This is a genomic window from Gilliamella intestini (genome assembly GCF_900094935.1).
In the GTDB taxonomy this organism is placed as follows: Bacteria; Pseudomonadota; Gammaproteobacteria; order Enterobacterales; family Orbaceae; genus Gilliamella; species Gilliamella intestini.
Genome location: NZ_FMBA01000037.1, coordinates 1 through 19,782, shown reverse-complemented (window position 1 = coordinate 19,782; position 19,782 = coordinate 1). Strand labels below are relative to the sequence as shown.

The 19,782-nt window shown below is 33.7% G+C and carries 22 protein-coding genes, 1 tRNA gene and 1 CRISPR repeat array; of the genes, 5 read left to right on the top strand and 18 right to left on the bottom strand.

Annotated elements, in window-relative coordinates:
• From GA0061080_RS12600 to recQ, 15 genes are all read right to left on the bottom strand, one after another.
• Positions 1-572, bottom strand: a 572-nt coding sequence (locus GA0061080_RS12600) for a phage late control D family protein (RefSeq protein WP_245174486.1), incomplete at its 3' end; no start/stop codon positions are given.
• 57 nt (positions 573-629) lie between these two features.
• Entirely contained in the window at positions 630-785 is a 156-nt protein-coding gene (locus GA0061080_RS12595) for a hypothetical protein (RefSeq protein WP_167349214.1), read from the bottom strand.
• A gap of 1,077 nt (positions 786-1,862) precedes the next feature.
• Positions 1,863-2,051, bottom strand: a complete 189-nt coding sequence (locus GA0061080_RS09210) for a helix-turn-helix domain-containing protein (RefSeq protein WP_091124516.1) — start codon at positions 2,049-2,051, stop codon at positions 1,863-1,865.
• Positions 2,052-2,064: 13 nt separating this feature from the next.
• On the bottom strand, positions 2,065-2,898 hold the full coding sequence (locus tag GA0061080_RS09205) for a hypothetical protein (protein ID WP_091124513.1): 834 nt from the start codon (positions 2,896-2,898) through the stop codon (positions 2,065-2,067).
• A complete protein-coding gene (locus GA0061080_RS09200) occupies positions 2,882-3,211 on the bottom strand; it encodes a hypothetical protein (protein WP_091124511.1) in 330 nt (109 codons plus the stop codon). Before GA0061080_RS09200 ends, GA0061080_RS09205 begins: the two co-directional genes overlap by 17 nt.
• A 24-nt stretch (positions 3,212-3,235) precedes the next feature.
• Positions 3,236-3,622 (bottom strand): hypothetical protein, encoded by a 387-nt coding sequence (locus tag GA0061080_RS09195; RefSeq protein WP_091124507.1) that lies wholly within the window; start codon positions 3,620-3,622, stop codon positions 3,236-3,238.
• A gap of 23 nt (positions 3,623-3,645) precedes the next feature.
• A complete protein-coding gene (locus GA0061080_RS09190) occupies positions 3,646-4,032 on the bottom strand; it encodes a hypothetical protein (RefSeq protein ID WP_141683128.1) in 387 nt (128 codons plus the stop codon).
• A gap of 88 nt (positions 4,033-4,120) precedes the next feature.
• Entirely contained in the window at positions 4,121-5,347 is a 1,227-nt protein-coding gene (locus tag GA0061080_RS09185; protein ID WP_141683127.1) for a hypothetical protein, read from the bottom strand.
• A 76-nt stretch (positions 5,348-5,423) separates the two neighbouring features.
• The gene (locus GA0061080_RS09180) at positions 5,424-5,918 is read right to left on the bottom strand and encodes a DUF2345 domain-containing protein (protein ID WP_280642406.1); all 495 of its coding nucleotides are present in this window, start codon (positions 5,916-5,918) and stop codon (positions 5,424-5,426) included.
• Positions 5,919-6,020: 102 nt separating this feature from the next.
• Positions 6,021-6,875, bottom strand: a complete 855-nt coding sequence (gene panC / locus GA0061080_RS09175) for a pantoate--beta-alanine ligase (protein WP_091124523.1) — start codon at positions 6,873-6,875, stop codon at positions 6,021-6,023.
• Between the two features lie 5 nt (positions 6,876-6,880).
• Positions 6,881-7,735, bottom strand: coding sequence for a 3-methyl-2-oxobutanoate hydroxymethyltransferase (gene panB / locus GA0061080_RS09170; protein ID WP_091124494.1), 855 nt, complete (start codon positions 7,733-7,735; stop codon positions 6,881-6,883).
• Positions 7,732-8,574 carry a Rossmann-like and DUF2520 domain-containing protein gene (locus tag GA0061080_RS09165; RefSeq protein WP_091124491.1) on the bottom strand — a complete coding sequence of 281 codons (843 nt, stop codon included), beginning with the start codon at positions 8,572-8,574 and terminating at the stop codon, positions 7,732-7,734. Before GA0061080_RS09165 ends, panB begins: the two co-directional genes overlap by 4 nt.
• A 214-nt stretch (positions 8,575-8,788) precedes the next feature.
• Positions 8,789-9,967: a M20 family metallopeptidase gene (locus tag GA0061080_RS09160; RefSeq protein WP_091124488.1), complete on the bottom strand. Its 1,179-nt coding sequence runs from the start codon at positions 9,965-9,967 to the stop codon at positions 8,789-8,791.
• Between the two features lie 168 nt (positions 9,968-10,135).
• On the bottom strand, positions 10,136-11,362 hold the full coding sequence (locus tag GA0061080_RS09155) for a hypothetical protein (RefSeq protein WP_091124519.1): 1,227 nt from the start codon (positions 11,360-11,362) through the stop codon (positions 10,136-10,138).
• Between the two features lie 106 nt (positions 11,363-11,468).
• Complete coding sequence (recQ, locus tag GA0061080_RS09150; protein ID WP_091124484.1) at positions 11,469-13,298, bottom strand: DNA helicase RecQ; 1,830 nt, start codon at positions 13,296-13,298, stop codon at positions 11,469-11,471.
• 279 nt (positions 13,299-13,577) lie between these two features.
• On the opposite strand from recQ, the gene GA0061080_RS09145 reads away from it, so the two are divergent.
• The 5 genes from GA0061080_RS09145 (at position 13,578) to GA0061080_RS09125 (ending at position 16,409) form a co-directional block, all read left to right on the top strand.
• Positions 13,578-13,654 (top strand) — tRNA-Val (locus GA0061080_RS09145).
• 390 nt (positions 13,655-14,044) lie between these two features.
• Positions 14,045-14,227 carry a type II toxin-antitoxin system HicA family toxin gene (locus GA0061080_RS09140; protein WP_091124481.1) on the top strand — a complete coding sequence of 61 codons (183 nt, stop codon included), beginning with the start codon at positions 14,045-14,047 and terminating at the stop codon, positions 14,225-14,227.
• A gap of 21 nt (positions 14,228-14,248) precedes the next feature.
• Complete coding sequence (locus tag GA0061080_RS09135; protein WP_091124478.1) at positions 14,249-14,695, top strand: type II toxin-antitoxin system HicB family antitoxin; 447 nt, start codon at positions 14,249-14,251, stop codon at positions 14,693-14,695.
• A 222-nt stretch (positions 14,696-14,917) separates the two neighbouring features.
• Positions 14,918-15,589 carry an HNH endonuclease gene (locus tag GA0061080_RS09130; RefSeq protein WP_091124476.1) on the top strand — a complete coding sequence of 224 codons (672 nt, stop codon included), beginning with the start codon at positions 14,918-14,920 and terminating at the stop codon, positions 15,587-15,589.
• A 466-nt stretch (positions 15,590-16,055) separates the two neighbouring features.
• Positions 16,056-16,409 (top strand): serine acetyltransferase, encoded by a 354-nt coding sequence (locus GA0061080_RS09125; RefSeq protein WP_209435796.1) that lies wholly within the window; start codon positions 16,056-16,058, stop codon positions 16,407-16,409.
• A gap of 233 nt (positions 16,410-16,642) precedes the next feature.
• Here GA0061080_RS09125 and GA0061080_RS09120 read toward each other — a convergent pair whose 3' ends face one another.
• From GA0061080_RS09120 to GA0061080_RS09110, 3 genes are all read right to left on the bottom strand, one after another.
• Positions 16,643-17,077 (bottom strand): hypothetical protein, encoded by a 435-nt coding sequence (locus tag GA0061080_RS09120; RefSeq protein WP_091124472.1) that lies wholly within the window; start codon positions 17,075-17,077, stop codon positions 16,643-16,645.
• Between the two features lie 214 nt (positions 17,078-17,291).
• Entirely contained in the window at positions 17,292-17,981 is a 690-nt protein-coding gene (locus GA0061080_RS09115) for an endonuclease (protein ID WP_091124466.1), read from the bottom strand.
• 844 nt (positions 17,982-18,825) lie between these two features.
• A CRISPR array of direct repeats spans positions 18,826-19,093; the repeat unit is 28 nt; unit sequence TTTCTAAACCGCCTATACGGCGTTAAGG.
• Between the two features lie 399 nt (positions 19,094-19,492).
• On the bottom strand, positions 19,493-19,782 hold a 290-nt coding region (locus GA0061080_RS09110), incomplete at its 5' end, for an integrase core domain-containing protein (protein ID WP_141683126.1).

The window sequence follows — 19,782 nt, the reverse complement described above, 5'->3', positions numbered from 1 at the left end:
AATGGTATAGAAGAGACCACCACGGCACTGTGTAAGCGAATATCCCAAACGCTTTCGGTGCCACCATCTAAGGTGCCACTCGGTGGTTTGTTATCTATGTCGGCAACCTGAGCATAACCTTGCTCATAATCACTTAGCACCATGACATCACAGTTGTGCTCAGCATGGGTTTCAAAGCGAAACCAAATCCCCACATCCGCCAATAAGCGTTGTATGAACTCAAGGTCACTTTCTTGCCATTGGGTAATAAATTCTCGGGACGGGTAGGTGTCTTTTAATTCCAAGCGGTAATCAATGCCGGTAAAACCATGACTGCTCAGTATCAATTGGACCACACTGACCACGCTTTGGTTTTGAAAAATGGCACACTGTTTTTTCATGGCTAACAGGGCTAATCGGGATGATAAAATAGCTTGATAATGCATTTGCGCTTTACTGGCCGATAGCTGACTAAATGCAGTAATGCCCCATAAAAGACTGATGGCCGGTAAGCCACCTAGTGAGCGTATCGCTTCCGTTAATGGCTGGTTTAGAAAGGGATTAAACGAGAAAGTAGCGTTTTGGTTAAGCAGTGAATCAATGGCAAGGGCTTTATCGGGACTGGTAAATTCAAGGGTATAATGCCACGGCTAGTTAAGCCGCTCATCGCCTTTAACCTGTAACACCGACACCGGCGAACTCAGCCCCTCAACGGCTAAGGTATAGCGATTATGGCTCAGTTTTTTTAAATGCCCCAATATCCCGTCATCAAGCTGCTCTAAAAAACGCTCTAACGCACTTGCCATGTTTTTTTCCTTTCCTTATTTATTAATTTAATTAGAACAAAAGGGAATACCTTTAGTTTGTTGTTATGATTTAAATGGTTAATATTATTGCTTTTAGTTATTAAATATAGCTATCGAATGTAGTTATCTAATATAGTTATCTAATATAGTTATCTAATATCGCTTAGCTACCAAATATCGTTATTTGATTGATAATCTAAATAAGTTAAACAGCACCAATCATAGCGCATTTTAGAGCAAAATTTAACTCATTTTTAACGATGTGTTGTTTAATATTAATAATTCAAGTTAGTTTAGTCGCGTTTTTTGCTATTAAGTCGGGATTAAAAAAGCCATAATAATCACTTCACGCCTATTAATTTAAGTCTCATTTTTTTAGATTTTTTACATAAACGCAGTGCGTTCCTGAAAGTTTTTAACAAAAATGGCGGATTTGTTTGTTTTCTTGATAGCGTAAAAAAACTGAAACATTGACCTTACGGTGTTGTTGGCACTTTTTACTTTTTTAGTTAAATCAATTTGTTATGAATTTAAAACGGTATAGACTCCTGAATATTTTTTACAAAATAACTGGCAAAATAAACCGATAATGGCACGCTTAATGTGGGGCAGCTGCTTTTTATTGCTTGGCTAGCTTTTTATAACTTAAGTCTGATTTTTTTAGATTTTTTACATAAACGCAGTACGTTCCTGAAAGTTTTTAACAAAAATGGGGCTTTGTCTGTTTTCTTGATAGCGTAAAAAAACTGAAATATTGGCCTTGCGGTGTTGTTGGCGCTTTTTACTTTTTTAGTTAAATCAATTTGTTATGGATTTAAAACGGTATAGACTCCTGAATATTTTTTACAAAATAACTGGCAAAATAAACCAATAATGGCCCTACTGATTTTGTCTATTCAATTTACACTGATAATAATCGTAATGTCTTGATAATCCTAAATATTGATATGGCTTTGTTATGCTATAACGATGTCGATTTGTTTTTAGGATAGCGATTTTCGTCCTATTATCAGTGCTGCTTGCTTTAGAATATCGTTTTCCATACGGAGTTTTGTTTAAGCTCTTTGCGCAACGCGATTAACTCTTGTTCTTGTGGACTGCGATTATTTTTGTTTTAAATGAGCTGCTTTGGCTTGCTTGCGTTATCCAACGGTCCAATGCTGATGGTGTCAAATCATATTCTGCAACGATTTCACTACGTGATTTACCATGTTGATAAAGACTGACCATTTGATTTTGAATTTTATAAAATGATTTTAGGGTCATATATTTATCGCTCTTAATTTAGTGAATAAGGAGTATTTAATTGGGATTGTGAATTATTTTCGGGATCAATGCCTAAAATATCATTAAACGAAAAATCGGAAAAGATTGAGCTATCCCAACCAATATAAGTTAAAAAGCTATCGGTGGCGTGTTCAACTTTTTCTTGATTTTCTTCTATTTTCATTAGTTTTTTAAAGGCTGTTAATTCTGCGTCAAAATTTGGGGATATTTTACGATCATATTGAGTGCCAAAACGGGTAGCTCTAATCCATTTTTGGATATCGTCATCAACAATTAATGTCCACACAAAATCCACAACCATTAAAATTAATTGCACCCAGCATGTGGCAAGAATGGTAATGATTTTAAGTCCAGCCATTATAATAAACTGCTTAATAATAAATTTTGAAGCCAATCTAGGAGATAATTCTAATAAAGCTGAACTTGCTTTTAAAAGCTGGCTCATATAAACCATTACGTTAGCTCTGTTTAATAATTTTTCAACATTATCTTGATTTTCTTTTTTTGCCTGTGGAATTGCATATAATAACCCAAATATCGACGATGCCCCACTGGTTAAATGCCCTACAATTCTTAGCCCTATTACTAGTTTGGTGCTTTTAAAGGAAATTTCCACAGGTTTAATTAGCACATTGGTTAATGAGCTGACCAAACTCAATGAGGCAGACAGTACTAAGTTAGTAAATTCATCGTCGTTGTAATTGTCTTCTTGAATAAATAATGTTGCAATAACCGGTAGCTGAAAAACAAGCAACACGGCAGATAATCTTGCGTCTTTTAAATTACGTCCAAATGCTTGGTTATTATGATTACCCCCACATTTCATCGTGTTTTCTTTTAATGATAATATCAGCTGGTTTTTCTGTTCTTTTTATAATGACTTTTCTTAAAATATTGTGAGTATAGTCTTTTAAGTAACTATTAATTAACATGCCTCGCATACCTTTTTGCCCTACTTTCGGAAAAGGGCCTGAAAACATTTGATAATCACTGTTTAATTTTTTCATTCTGTCAACCCAAGTCCGGCGGATGTAATATTCGTGCATGACACCGTTAACTACTTCTGGCTCAAGCCCTGCCCTTGCCATAAATATTTTTTGAGCGATAAAGTGTGATACCATTCCCCTTAATTTTTTCATATAATTTATAGAGATATAAAAAAGCTATTCCTCAACATTAATAGTATAAATTTTTTCAAACTCGCTACCTGGACACATTGTTCCAAGAGTACCGCCATTAAATTTAATAATAATTGTTCCGTACACTTTAGGTGTTCCTTTTATGGTAAGATTATTATATGAATTAAAAACATCGAAATAGGATTGTGATAGCTCAAGCCCTGAATTTTCAGGTTTAATATGATAGAGAAAAAGATCACTTGGAACTATACCGCCATTAATATTTATTTCAGCATAATAAGGTTTACCGAAAGAAGCATTGGGTAAAGATTTTGGTAGCACTTCAATTTTTTGTCTACAAAAACATCCAACAAGTGAAAAAACTAAAAATAAATTAATAATTAAAATTAAATAATATCGTGATTTTTTCATATAATTTATAGAGATATAAAAAGCTATTCCTCAACATTAATAGTATAAATTTTTTCAAACTCGCTACCTGGACACATTGTCCCAAATGTACTACCTAAGAATTTAATAATAATTGTTCCGGTCATTTTAGGTGTTCCTTTTACTATAAGATGATTGTATGGACCAAGCGATTTTAAATCGAAAGGCAATAGTTCAAGTCCTGAATTTTCAGGTTCAATAAGATAATCAAAAAGTCTATCATCTATACGACCACCTTTAATATTTATTTCAGCATAATAAAGTTTACCAAAAGAGGCATTGGGTAAAGATTTTGGTAGCACTTCAATTTTTTGTCTACAAAAACATCCAACAAGTGAAAAAACTAAAAATAAATTAATAATTAAAATTAAATAATATCGAGATCTTTTCATATAATTTATTGCGATTAATTGAACTTTTATTAAAAATAAGTATTTTTTAAACACTTTACCATTTATTTTATTGCCATATATTTTTTATTTAAGGAATTTTACTTACCACCATAGCTGCGAAGGAGTATTGCATAACCTCACCTAAAGTTCTTCCATAAGCTAACTGATTTTTTACTTTTCCCCATGAATATAATTCAAGTTGTACTTGTTCAGTTAATACAGTTTGCTCTGTTATTTCCTGACCATTAAGTAATTTTAATTTGTCTGTCCAAACTATACAATGGTTTTTAGTTTTTCCATTACCATATTCAATCATCTGTGCAGCTATCAATACGACAACGTGTGTATTAGGGTCGATATAAGAATTTAAACGACATAAATCTTGTAAAGTTAAATGAGGACCTATAATATGTTTCATTAAGCTTGTATTGATTTCGTATAAACTTTTAGCGCCAGCCTTTTCAAACCATGTTTTAAGGTTTCCTGCGGTTGTAATACCTGAAACTTGATCATCAGGCGAATCGTAATCAAAAACGCTATTTTCTGTATCTCTTAAACTTGCCAAGGTAATCCAATCTATGCACGAAACTTTTGGGATATACCGTTGTGGTGAGTCATTGATAAAAAAATTGCTAGGATGGCGACAATCATAACTAGGCTCTATTTTTAATGTCCCAATTTTAGTTTTACCCGATTCCCAAAGTTCTTTCACGACCTGACGATATAAGTCTGGTCTATCCATCAATAAACAATAAAAAAACGCGGCCGGTCCACATAAGCTAGAATCGCCTTGATAAGGGAAATTATATTTAACTAATCTTAGTTGCAAAGCTTTTTCAATTTCAGCTTTAGTAAAAGGATCTTGCGGATCGCCAGCCGGATGTTCTTTAGCTTCAAAAGATCTTGATTTAAAGGTTATTTTTACTTCATATATGGGTACGTCGCCATATTGTGTTTTTTCTGTTGTTTCATTGTATTGAAATTCCCGCGATAATCCCCATTTTTTATCAGATGTTAAAAATCCCTTAAGAGGGATAATTGCAGTCATAGGTTCAGGTAATACTTCATATTCATCATTACCTAATTTATGGTAAAGATTCAGCTCTAATATATATGATGTGTCTTCGGAATCTGAAATATCTAACGAAGGGTGAATTAATGTTTTCTTATCAGCTTGTAACGGCTGTTTACCTGTTGATTCTAAAGCATAAATTTTATTACCTTTGTCGTCCATTTTATATAATTCCATTTCATAAATAATATATTCATGATTGGTTTTTGTCTCTATGCTTGTAAATATATTGTATACTGTCATTAAATTTTCATCCATTATGTTATCATTGTATTTAAAAATGTATCATATTAATTATTAATGATTTTTATGCAATTTTTTATTGGTTGATAAGTTCCCCATTGCTTGTTTTACTTAATACTAAACGGACAGCAATTTTTTCTTCTTTTTTGGTATAAAACCTTTCTGTATAACCTTTATCATCTGTTTTCCCTCGTTTGACTGAACCATCTTCCATAAACGCTAAATATTCAATATTTTTATATGGCTCACCTTCATCATTAACCATAAGATACTTTAGGCTATATTTATCTTTTTTATTCATTGAAAAGTTAGTTTCTATAGCTTTAGGTAATGCTATTTCCGGTATATCTTTTTGCGCCACCCCCATCTTCTGCATCACATTACATTTAAGATAGATATTATCCTGTGTGCCAAGTTCAATGCCTTCGCTGCTGATTTTGATATAAGAGCCACCGCAGATAAGGGTGAGATTGTCTTTGGCGGTAATAGTAACTTTGCCATCGACACTATCCACTTTGATATCTTGCTTGGCAGCCATATTGAAGTTGGCGTTTTGGGCTTGCACTTCAATATCGCCTTGGTTATTTTTTAAATTACGGTAAACAATGCGAGGGGTTTGTGCATTTAAAACAATAATTATCTTAATTGTTTCAGTATGAATAAAAAATAGCTTTTATCTACCACTATGTTGATAAATAAAGTTATCAATCAATCGAGTTTTACCAATATAAACGGCTAATGCACATAAGCTATCTTGCTCAAGCATATCAACCGATTTTAAAGATGTTAGATCGACAAATTCAATATAATCAATTTTGGCTAAGGGCTGATTGGTTATAAGCTCATGCATAACTTTTGTAATAATAGTTACTGACTTTTCTCCCTGTTTTATCATTGCTTTGGCTCTTTCTATAGCTTGATAAAGGCAAACAGATGCGGATCGTTCGCTTTCAGACAAATAACTATTACGTGAGCTTTTAGCTAGCCCATCAGCTTCACGCACAATTGGACAACCTACAATCTCAATATCAAAATTCAGATCATTTACCATACGTTTAATTACAGCTAGCTGCTGTGCATCTTTCTGACCAAAATAAGCACGATCGGGTTGTGTGATATTAAATAATTTGGTTACTACAGTACACACTCCTTTGAAATGACCAGGTCTTCTTTTGCCACAAAGCGCATCAGTTAAATCATTAACATCGACATAGCTATTAAAGTTGGCATCATACATTTCATTAACCGTTGGACAAAAAATCAAATCTACCCCCATCTGCTCACAAGCGATTTTATCCCTATTTAAATCTCGAGGATAGCTGGCTAAATCCTCAGAAGGACCAAACTGGATAGGGTTAACAAAAATGGTCACAATTACTTTTTGGTTATCCTTTTTAGCTGCAGCCATTAGACTTTGGTGCCCCTCATGCAAATATCCCATTGTTGGGACAAGGCCTATACTATACCCAGCTTGACGCCAAGCTTTTACTTGTGCTTGGACTTCTTTAATTGTACTTACAACATTCATTTGCATTAGTCCTTATGGTTAATAGTAAATTCAAGCTTGAGTTTTTCTATAACATTATCTTCAATAGAAAACTCATGGTTTGTAGCAGGGAACTGTCGATTATTCACTTCTTGGCAATACAATTTAAAAGCTTGTTTCATTTGTTCACCAATAGATGCAAAAGATTTCACAAATTTTGACGAAATACCATCATACATTGATAACATATCTTGATAAACTAGCACTTGCCCATCACAATCAGCCCCCGCTCCAATGCCAATCGTCGGAATATTAACTAATTGTGTAATAAATTTCGCCAAACCTGCTGGAACACACTCCAATAAAATAGCTGCAGCACCAGCTTGTTCAACCGCTAATGCATCAAGAACAATATTTTTAGCATGCTTATAATCCTTACCTTGAACTTTATACCCTCCTAAAGCAAGCACGGATTGTGGCATTAACCCAATATGCGCTACAACAGGGATGGACGCTTGTGTAATCATTTTGATATGTTCATAAAATGCTTGCCCACCTTCAAGTTTCACAGCTTGAGCTTGCCCTTCTTTGATTAAACGACCTGCATTTAAAACCGCATCATATACAGATGTGTGATAAGACATAAAAGGTAAATCTGTCACCACAAAAGCTGACTTAGCTGCTCTTGCTACTGCTTTGGAGTGGTGAATCATATCCTCCATAGTAACCGATACAGTACTATCGTAACCTAACATCACCATTCCTAGAGAATCACCGACTAATAGACAATCTATACCACTTTCGTCCATTAATTTGGCTGTAGTGTAATCGTATGCAGTTAACATAGTAATTTTTTGTTGATTTTGCTTGCGTTTTTGTAGTGTAAGAATTGTATTTTTCAAGGTAACAGCTCCAGCTCTAATTGTCGATAATCCTTATTTGGATGTTTTGTTCGACTAATATTAAGTAAAATAGTTGATAATTGTAGATAAATCGGCTTGAGTTCATCAGGTATTGCCATAATATGTTGTTTGATAGTTTCAATATCACCACGTTCGACAGGTCCAGTCAAAGCATTGATCACTCCTACTTTACCAATATTATTTGCATTTCCTAGAAATAATGCATGCCAAGCCTGTTCACTAAATTCAGCATCTAGTGTACATTGTTTAAACAAATCAACACCAATTTGAACCAATGCAATAACTTGATTACTTAACATAACACAAGCTGCGTGATACAACGTTTTTTTACTTGCGGGTAAAATTGCTAAAGGATTATTTAGTGGAGCTAATATGGTTTGTAATTGAGGGATAATATTTTCATTTGCTTCAAGAGTAAAAGAGATACCTGACATTGCCGTATAGCAACTGAATCTATCATAAATAGCATATAAAGGATGCAAAGAAAACGCAAATGGGTGAACAACCTTATGTTGACTAAAAATATGCGATGTTAACAGACCACTACAATGACCAATCCATTTGTTAGCAATAGATAACTGACAAAGTTCTTGCCAAACTGTGACTATTTGACCATCAGGTACTGTGACTAATATGCAATCGCAGTCATTAACTAATTCAGGTAAAGAAGTATAATGTTGGCTTTGAGTAAAATCACTTGCCTCTTTTGCATGTTCATAGGATCGGCTATAAAATCCGGCAATCTGCATTCCACATAAAGAAAAATACTTAGCTAAGGTGCAACCTACTTTACCTGCACCGATAAAACCAATAATCATTACAACTGTAAATTATTTGAAGTTGTTGCATTATAGCTTAATCAGTTTGATATTCAATCAATTAGATATCAATAATATTAAAAATAAATGGATAAAATATAATTTAATTATTTTAAAGTTAAAAGAAAAGCTGTAGATTATTTCAATAATTAGATACAAAAAAAGGAATCCAACCATTAATCAAAAATATTTAATGATTGGATTTTTATTAAGATTAATTTTGATTTAAATACACCCAAGCATATTGAGCATAAAATTCAGCACCTAATGCCATGCCATCTTCATCTACATTAAAACAACCATGATGATGTGGCCATTTGGTATCTTTTTGAGGATTACCAGAACCAACCAATGCAAAGGCTCCAGGGATGTTTTCAGTGTAATAACTAAAATCTTCACCACCAGTTGTTGGATGCTCAAAATAAAGTGCATCTTCACCAAAAGATTCAACAATAACTTTTTGAGCCAGTAAGGCACTTTCGTTATCATTAATTACAGGTAAGGTACCATAAATGTATTCAACTTCAGCCGTTGCACGGTACATTGCTGCCACTTGATTAGCATAACGACGGATTGCTTCTTCTATTTTGTCTCGCACAGCGATATTAAAACAACGTACAGTACCTTCTAAAACGGCATTTTCAGCAATAACATTAAAACGGGTTCCCACATCCATTCTTCCAATAGTAACAACCGCTGGGTCAAGAGGAGATACTTCACGAGAAACTATCGACTGTACATTCATAACAAATGCAGAAGCAACCATCACAGCATCAACTGTGTCATGGGGCATAGAACCATGTCCACCTTTACCTTTAAATCGAACCGTTAACAAATCGGCAGATGCAAAACTCGAACCAACTACACAAGAGACTTTTCCAACAGGCATTTGCGACCAAATATGCATACCAAATGCACTATCAACGCCTTCTAATACACCTTGTTTAATCATACCTTTAGCACCTTGAGCAATCTCTTCTGCTGGTTGAAAAACAAGCCTTACATTACCTTTTAATTGATCTCGAATAGCCCAAAGTGCTTTTGCTGCAGTTAATAACATCGAGGCATGAGTATCATGGCCACATGCATGCATTTTGCCATCGATAGTTGATTTGTAATCAATATGTTGATTTAACTCTTGCACGGGTAAAGCATCAATATCAGCTCTAAGCAAGATTCTCTTACCTGGTTTACCGCCATTAATATCAGCAATAATTCCTGTTGGTTCAGTACGACGATATGGAATACCAATTTTATCTAATTCAGCAGCAATTTTATCGGTGGTTCTAAACTCTTCCCATGGTAATTCAGGGTGTCTGTGTAAATCACGGCGAAATGCTATCATTTCATCTATATTTTGCTTAATTAATGTTTTTATACTTTGATTTATCATTTTTCTACCCTTAACTTTTTAAATTCTTCAAATGCATATTGTGAATAAATAACACTTGAATTAGTCGCCATTAAATGAATAAACAAATAAACTTTTTATCTTTTTTTAAATTAATCGCTACGACTAATGCAAGCATAATGCATAAATATATATAAAATCCACCAACAATTAATGTGTTAATGGCCCAACAATCATATTAACCATAATGCCAGCTAAAACAACTGAAACTATGGTCACTGAAATAAATCCACCTATTAACATGGAAGGTAACATATGGTTTGTAAGTACCTCGCGTTCCTTAGGATCTTTGGTTAAACAATTAATCACTTCATTAGTAATGATATAGTCTGCAGGAAACCCATATAATGCCGTAAGTGCAATTGAAAATGCCATCTCTTTACTTACTTTTAATAACCTACCAACTATTATTGAAAAAATACACATTCCAACTACAGCAGTTAAAATAAAGACAACCAAAGGTAAAATAAGACGAACAAGCATATCTGGTGTCGCCTGACTGAGTGTATCAAATACAAATAACATCAAGCCCATTACAGCTAGACCAAACCCACCGGCTTTTTTTAATGGATGACGTTCTAAAAAACCAATCGAAGAAGCAATAGCCCCAAATAACAAGCAAAGTACAAATGGATTAATAGTTACAATAGGTTTTAAAACTTCAGATACTGAATAAGCTAACAAACCAACTGCTGCAATACGTAAAAAGATGAAATAAGACGAATTATATTGCACAGGAATTTTTGCAAATAGACTAGGCATTGGATTTTCATCTGATGAAGTAGCGTTTTGCTCATTAAATTTAGATGTTTGATCGATATCTAAATTCCATGTACCTTCATGATATTTTTTAAGAACTCTTCGCCCTTCACGCTTAAGCATAATAGTGGTAAGCGGGTAACCTACAAAGCCTTGCATTACATATATTACAATAGCAAAAACAGCAAGATCCTTTAATCCTGCTTCGGTTGCACCATTTCCCATAATAATAGCTGATACAATACCACCAACTAAAGGAGGAATAGCAACGATAGTAGTGTTAAAATCAAAAAACAGAAAACCCACTAAAAAAGCAACAGTAACAATACCAACAATACCTGCAAGTGAAATTAAAATTGTTTTCCACTGACGTAGTAACTCTTTTATCGGTAATAACGTTCCCATATTGACTATCAATAAATACATAAACATAATTGCGACGACGGAAGGAATACCTGCTCTAGCCACAATATCAGAAGGGAAAAATGTCCAGTAACCAACTAAAAAAAGTACTGCGCAAACAAAAACAGAAGGTATCCATGCTTTAGTACGTGTTGAAACAATATCACCAAAATAAAGAATTATCAGTAGTAATACTAAAGCAACTATTTGTGGCATATTACTCATTGTTGATATAAAACCTCCATTGTTAATAATTAATGAGAAATCAAAAAAGAATCAAATTGTTCTTTAATAATCATTATAAGCAATCTGTTTAAAATTGTTACATATTTTTTACCATAAATTCATTTATCTCATCTAAAAACAAATTACCATATTTTTCTAACTTAATTTTACCTACACCTGTAACGTTAATTAACTGCTTTTTACTTTCTGGTTTAGTTTGAACCATTTCTAGCAATGTCGCATCACTAAAAATAACATATGGCGGCACATCTTCAACATCAGCAATATCTTTACGTAATCTCCTAAGATTATTAAATAAAATTCGTTCTTCATAAGATAAAATCGTTGTTAAATTTATGGATCTTGCATATCGATTTATTCGGCTTTTTTTCACAAGTTCTAAACGAGGTTTAGCCAATGATAATGGAATTTCACCTCTAAGTATTAAGCGCGCTTTTTGTGTTAGTTGAAGCGTTGTATAGGTTGATATATTTTGGCTTAAATAACCCAAATAGACTAGCTGCCTAATAACACTAAGCCAATAATTTGATGAGTGTTGTTTACCGATACCATAAACCGATAATTTATTATGTCCCATTTCTTTGATGTGAATACGCCCCGATCCCCTTAAAACATCAATGATATATTGCGCTCCATAACACTGTTTAACACGATAAACACAAGATAAAACCTTCTGCGCATCAATTAAACCATCATACATCTCAGGGGGATACAAACAAATATCACAGTTATTGCAAGGTTCAGCTCTCTCTTCGCCAAAATAACTCAGCAATACAATGCGCCGACAAGTCAAGCCTTGCGCAAAAGCCTCCATCGCATTGATCTTTTGTAATTCTACATTTTTATGCTTACCATCCTTTTTTTCGATAGTTTTTTTCTGATACCACTCAAGATCTTTACTATTAAACAGTAGTATTGCCTCGGCAGGCATACCATCACGCCCGGCTCGGCCTGTTTCTTGATAATAAGCTTCAATCGTTCTCGGACAATCCGCATGTACAACAAAGCGCACATTAGGTTTGTTAATTCCCATACCAAATGCAACGGTGGCAACAATAATTTGTACATCATCTTTTAAAAAAGCATCTTGTGCTTGTTGGCGCTCTTCATTAGACAACCCCGCATGATAGGCCATAACCGAAAAACCATGAGCCGCTAGCTTAGTGGTTATATCTTCGACCCGAGAACGGCTTGAACAATAAATAATACCTGAGTTGCCTTTTTGTGTTTCAATAAAAGAAACAACCTGCTCAATTTGGTTAAATTTTTCAGTAACTGTATAACGAATATTAGGCCGATCAAAACTTCTTACCACAACTAAAGGATCAAGCAAATTAAGTTGGGTTATAATATCAGTTTGCGTTAACTTATCGGCAGTAGCTGTCAATGCAACGATCGGCACATTAGGTAAACGAGTAGAAAGTTGGCCTAATTGTCGATAATCTGGCCTAAAATCATGCCCCCATTGAGAAATACAATGCGCCTCATCAATAGCAATTAATGAAGGTGGTTGCTCATGAATTAAAGTAGAAAAAGCATATACGCCCAATCTTTCAGGCGAAACATATAGTAATTTTATTGATTTATTTAAATATTTTTCGATGACTTCTTGTTGTTCTGTCGCAGATTGAGAAGCATTAAGATATGCAGCATCAATACCATTAGCTAATAATTGATCGACCTGATCTTTCATCAAAGAAATTAAAGGCGAAATAACAATGGCAGTACCAGATAATAAAACTGCAGGGATTTGATAACATAAAGATTTACCACCCCCTGTTGGAATAATCACTAAAGTGTCACGCCCATCGATAATCGATTCAATAATTTCCCTTTGCTGGTTTCTAAATGACTTGTAACCAAAAACATTTTGCAAGACATCTTCTATTTGATCTTTTATCGACATATAAGCCTAAATACGAACATTTAACGAAATGTGTCGAGTATAGCTAAATTAAGTTAAACACACCACTATGAACTTACATAAACTTACAATTCATTCCAAAAACAAAAAAATTCTTAGAAAAATATATATTGAATAATCCTATTATGGATTTTTTTAAAATCGAAAAATTATGTTCATAATACAACCAACTCGGTTCAACAGATTAAAAAAGAAACTATTTTTTATTTTTTTACTTGATACAAAGCGATTTGGCCGTTAATATTTACGTGTTTCAAATATACGCCCGTAGCTCAGTTGGTTAGAGCATCACCTTGACATGGTGGGGGTCAGTGGTTCGAGTCCACCCGGGCGTACCATTCTAAAGTCTTATTCTGCAATGCTTCACAGCGATTACCTTAGACAGCTATTTTACTAGCTAGGTAAAACTCATCTTCGTTAATCATAATAACAATAAACACTACATACTAATTTGCACACGCAATGCCAGATGATGTTTAAATAGAGATATCGCCGATTTTGTGATACTACATAACGCTGTTGAGTATTATAAGCTACTATTTAATAAAAATTAGAAAAATAAAAAACAATATTATTCCAGCCTCAATTATTATTATTTGTTTATATTTAATTTTGCGTAAAATAAACTGAAAAACATTTTCTTTTAAGTTGTATAAGTTGGTTACCCTCAAGCGCTTGCAAAGATTGTGTATATGTGTGTATAATAATTTTCAGGTTAGGAGGTAAACATGAAATCAACTGACCTGATAAAGGAACTTACCAATGCAGGGTGTATTCTGAAACGAGTTAGAGGTAGTCATCATATGTTTTACTCACCAATAACTAATAAAACGTTTCCAGTTCCTCACCCAAAATCGGATTTACCGATTGGCACAGTAAAATCAATCAAAAAATCGGCGGGGCTTTTATAGCCCGCCACCTTTGGAGGTATTATGTTTTTTACTCTTGGCATTGAAACACCGAACGATAGCAATACAGCTTACGGCATTGTCGTGCCTGCATTATGTAATGAAAAATATAGTTGTTATTCTGCCGCAGACAGAGAAAGCGATATTCCAGCAATGGCGACAGAAGCTATTTTGTTAACTGTTCAAGATATGATCGAATCGGGCGATTATGATGTTAAAGATATTCACAACGATCATGTTTCGTATAAAAATAACGATGAGTATGCTCATTGCGATACGTGGGTCATTATTGATGTTGATTTGTCATCATTTGTTGGTAAACAAAAAAGAATTAATATCACATTGCCCGATATTCTTATCGATAGAATAGATAACGCAGTTAAAGCACCAAATTCTTTTTATAAAGATCGGAGTAATTTTTTGGCAGAAGCAGCTATTAATGAATTAACGGCACAAAATAGAGCGCGTTAATTATTTTTGGTTATTAAAAACTCTGCCTTCATAATAAAGACAGAGGTTTTCATGAGATCTAAATAAATTACACACTTTGTAACTATCCCCTAAAATAGTACAGCAAAAAGTGAGTTGTGTACTAAATTTGAGGTATTTACAATGGGATTCCATTCTAGCAAAAATTTAATTTTTATATTATATTTAATAACTTATTGAATTTATATTACTGATGGAGTTGTCATGGAAAAAAATATCGAAATAGGTCGGTTTCTTGCTTTTATAAAGCTATTTGAGGGGAAACAAATTTTCACTCTTTCATCAAAAAGCCATTTTACCCTTGATTTAGTAGACACGGATAAAAAAGAAATTAGATTTATCATGAGCACGGGTAAATCAAATAGAATGAATAGGTCGGATATCGAATCTCTTCTTTATACTATCAACGAAAATCCTCATAAAGAAGAAAGATATAAAACAACACAATTTAAAAAGGGTTTTAATCAATCTTATTTCCTAGCTCTTCTTAAATTATATGATAAGAATGAAAAGGGACAGAAGTTAAAGATTAATGAATATAAGAAATTTGCAGAAGGTAAATCAAAATATGTTCCAGTAACCATCTATGAACGAAGCAAATACGCTAGAAAAGAATGTTTAAAATATTATGGATACAACTGCTATGTTTGCGATATGAATTTTGAAAATATGTATGGTGAAATCGGCAGAAAATTTATTCATGTTCATCATCTAATAGAATTATCGCTAATAGGCAAAGAATATATAGTTGATCCTATTAAAGATTTACGCCCAGTTTGCCCTAATTGTCACTCTATGCTACATAAAACTATTCCGGCTATGGCAGTTGAAGATCTCCAACAGCTATTAAATTTTAATTATTTTAAAAGGCTTTAATTGTAATACTCTTTTTTAATCCGCAAAATCAATTAATAATCTATTTATCCCCTACCCTATTAATCCAAATTCAATTCTCACGCTGATTATTTGGCGTGTGATTTCTATTATCTAAAGGAAAAATTATGACAAAACGAGTAAAACCCTGCCCATTTTGTGATGCTACATAACGCTGTTGAGTATTGTAAGTTGGATATTGATAATGTGTTTGTTAATATCTCAATTATCTAATTAAATTGAGTGACTTTATGAAATACATACACATAATTAAATTTTTAACTACTCACGATTTAACGCATTTGAAAGAGTGCTGACGAGCTGAATTAACAAGGCGGAAACCAATATCATTTTATCGTGTTTTAGTTTCATATATCAGAACAGATTCGACACACAAAAAATACTTATTTTGGTGGCGTTTAGCTCATGAAATATATATGTATGGAAATAAAAAACAAAAAGAAACCGCTTGGAAAATACAAAAAAATTAATCTATAGGTTTAAAATTGATATCCATCTTGGTGCAAAAATAGGTAAAAATCTACATTTCCCCCATCCTTATTCAATAACAATTGGAGAAAATGTAACAATTGGTGAAAATTTATTTATTCATCAGAATGTTACCATAGGTTATGGTCATGGAACTATGCATATTATTATGGGAGATAATGTTTATATTGGTACCAATTCAGTGATTTTGGGTGGTGAAATAAAAATAGGCAATAATGTAAAAATCGGCGTAATGTCATTTGTAAATAAAGATATTCCAGATAACTGTACTGTTTATACGCAAAAGACAAATACAATTATCCAGAATAATTGATTATTACTGTGGTTTTTCTAGCCAGTCAATCGCTGGCTCAGTATCGACATCAATACAACTTAGTAAAGTCAGGTATCTGTTATACTTCTTCGTCAACCTGCTGCATATCTAAATTAATGATATCTTTAGACTACAAATAAAGCCTGAACAGATAAATTTTTAATAAAAAAAACCTTCTTAGAAAATTAAATAAAACAGCACTAAATAAAAATAATTTCTTTCCAGTTTCATAGTTATTGTATTCTAGTACAGTGCATTAATATTTTACTTTTTTCATTTTTTTCTTTCTTATCTTGCGTTATTACTAACTCAGAAATCATCTTAAATTCATTGTCTGATATATATTCAAACCTCTTATAACTAGACAATTTCATACCAGCTAAAATGCCGTTGTGACGTCGGTTCAAATTCTTAAAATCTTCCTTTACCATTTCATCACTACCTGGCCATTTTACAAAAAAATCATCGTTTTCTTTTAAAAAGATAACTACTGATTTTCCACGGTCAATTGAGGTCGAATAGTCATCAAACGCCCATTTCTTCCATTTTGCTATTTGTTGAGTTGTACTACACTCCCAATTTCCAATAAGCATTTCCTCAGTTACTTTCTTTTTACCACAACCAAATAAAGCAAACCCAATTAAACCAACTAGTAAAAATTTTTTCATACTATTCCCTTCGTTTTTGGTAATAGTATGACATTTATTAACTAAGAGCAATAACAAACCACTCGAAGGCAGTTTATTGACTCACTTGGTTAAAAAAATAAATCAAATAAAATCAATACCCTTCCTGACTTGTTTTTTGCTTGAAGTTGGGGGTTATTTTAATAGGTGGAGTAGGTTTGGGGTTTTAAATACAATACCATTATCTTTTTATTTATTACCTACACCGCCCAGTAACAAACTTATTATCATTACCCTGCACTTTTGCTATATGCACATTACGCTGACATTCCCAATTTTCAGGTGCATACATTTTATTCCATGCCATCATCAGCTTCTTTTCTTGATTTGATAAATTGATTTTATATTTATCAGACATATAAAGATAGGTTCGCGCTATCATTCCACGGATTTCGTTACGAGGCTGAAATACACGAGCTTTAAAATCCACAGCACTTTTACACTGCCCATACTGATTAAATTCTTTAGTGAATTGTGAATAACGATAATTAGACCTATCGCCATTCACTTCGCCAATAGCGGGTTGTAAATTATGCATATCCCCTTCTATTTGATTAAAGGTAGCATCTTTTTTGCACGCTTTACGCCCACCTTCTTGCCAACATGTCAGGTGTCTACCAAAATTCTCGGCAGGCATAACATGTTCCCACTCAATGCGTTCAGCTCTAGCCTGATTTTTTCTTGGCTGATACCCACACTTGCTAAAATCAACAACGCTTTTTTTACCCACCCACGAAAATTCGCATCCGCAATAAAATGTCGTTTGATTAGGGTTTGATTTATATAATTTAGTTAACTGTGTTTTGGCTGAGTTAAAGTTCTGTGCTGAATAAACAAATAACGGAACAAATAAGAGTAAGATAGCTATTTTTTTCATAAAATCCATTTAAAATAAATCCAAAAACTATAAAATTTAATATGTTATATAAAAACATCAACTTTTATAGTAAAGCATCCTGCAATAACAACTATCAAGTAAGAAGCTTGATAAAACAAACCCTCAGTTTTTTACGAGGGATTGAAAGAGAAAAAGGATGCATAGATACCTAATTCTCTTGTTTATAATATTGGTATTGTTTCCAGTCTATTAACCAATCAAAGGTAAAGTACCCCGCCGGTAATTTTAAATATATCAACAGGTATTAAATAAATCAAGGTGATATTATGACAAATTCAATAACTTACATTCAAACAAAAAGCATCAAAAACAGAAGGTAAAATAGAAGCTTTAAAACAACACGTTGACAATATTGCATTAATTGAATAAGTAAGTAACAGCCTGAGCGAATCCAAGGTTAACTTATTGTTTATGCAGGATAATTTTTGACAAAAAAACCAACAAAAACCTCAATAAAATCAATAGCCTACCGGAGCGATTTTTTGTCAAAATAATGTCTTTTTTGTTGTGGGTAAAATGGGTTGGGTGTGGTGGTTTCGGACGTTTGAGCTTTGGGTGATAAAAATAGCTGTTGTGAACACGTCCGAGTTAGGGAATTTAAGCGAATTCCCTAACAACCCACGCTTTGGCTGCAGAATGTGGCCTTCGGCGCCCCTCCGCCGTCGCTCGGTCTTAACGCACCGGCTATGATTCGCTCCCGGCGAAGCATAGCTTCGCCAAACATCCTTGTTTGGCGTGCTAACCTCGCTCTGTTGTCGGCACATTCTGACGCCGGAGTAAGTCAGACAGTACAGCCGATTGTTTTTTTTTGTAATTATATGATTAATTCTATTTTTATTGCCGCCTATACGGCGTTAAGGTTTTTTGACTGGTGCATAATGTTGCCATACGTTTTCTAAACCGCCTATACGGCGTTAAGGCTTTTTCGATTCTGCCGCCGTCTAAACCATCATTTCTAAACCGCCTATACGGCGTTAAGGAGCGTGCGGGTACGGCTTGCTTTTTCTGAAACTTTCTAAACCGCCTATACGGCGTTAAGGATTCGCCCAGAGTTTCGTTTTGATCCTCGCTTTTTCTAAACCGCCTATACGGCGTTAAGGTAGAACTCAAGATTTGATAAATCTTGCTGTATAAAGATAAACAACAATTTCATCTTTGAAAACCCTTTTTTTGAGCTGTTTTTTAATATGTTGATTTTATTTGATTTTAAATTTTCGTTAAAAAAAGGGTTTAGAGCGGTTAATTTGTTGTTATTAGGGCGCTGTTCGTGGTTTTGCTGGTTTGTTTTATGTTGGCGCTTTGTTTAGGTTGTGTAAGTGATTGATTTAGCTTGAAAACGGTAAGATAAAAACTTCAATAAAATCAATAGTCTATCAGAGCGATTTTTTGTCAAAATAGGTTTTTTTTTGTTGGTGGATAAAATGGGTTGGGTGTGGTGGTTTCGGACGTTTTAGCTTTGGTGAATTGTAGTAGTTCAAACTTAATCTGACAGACACATATTACTCATCGGCTTTCATTTTAACAAAATGCGTGTCCGATGAGCAAAATAAATTCTCCAATTGCTTTTCCTTAACCAACCCCTTTGCATCATTCCATGTTTGCCATGGTGTCTTCCCATAACAATATTTTCCAGAGTGTGCTCTTTCTCGATTGTAAAACTCAAGCCATTGTTCAATATCGTTTTGTATTTCACTCAATTGCGTGTAAATCTTACGTCGAAATAAAATATCATAACATTCTGTTTTCATCGTCTTATGGAATCGCTCACAAATACCGTTAGTTTGTGGGC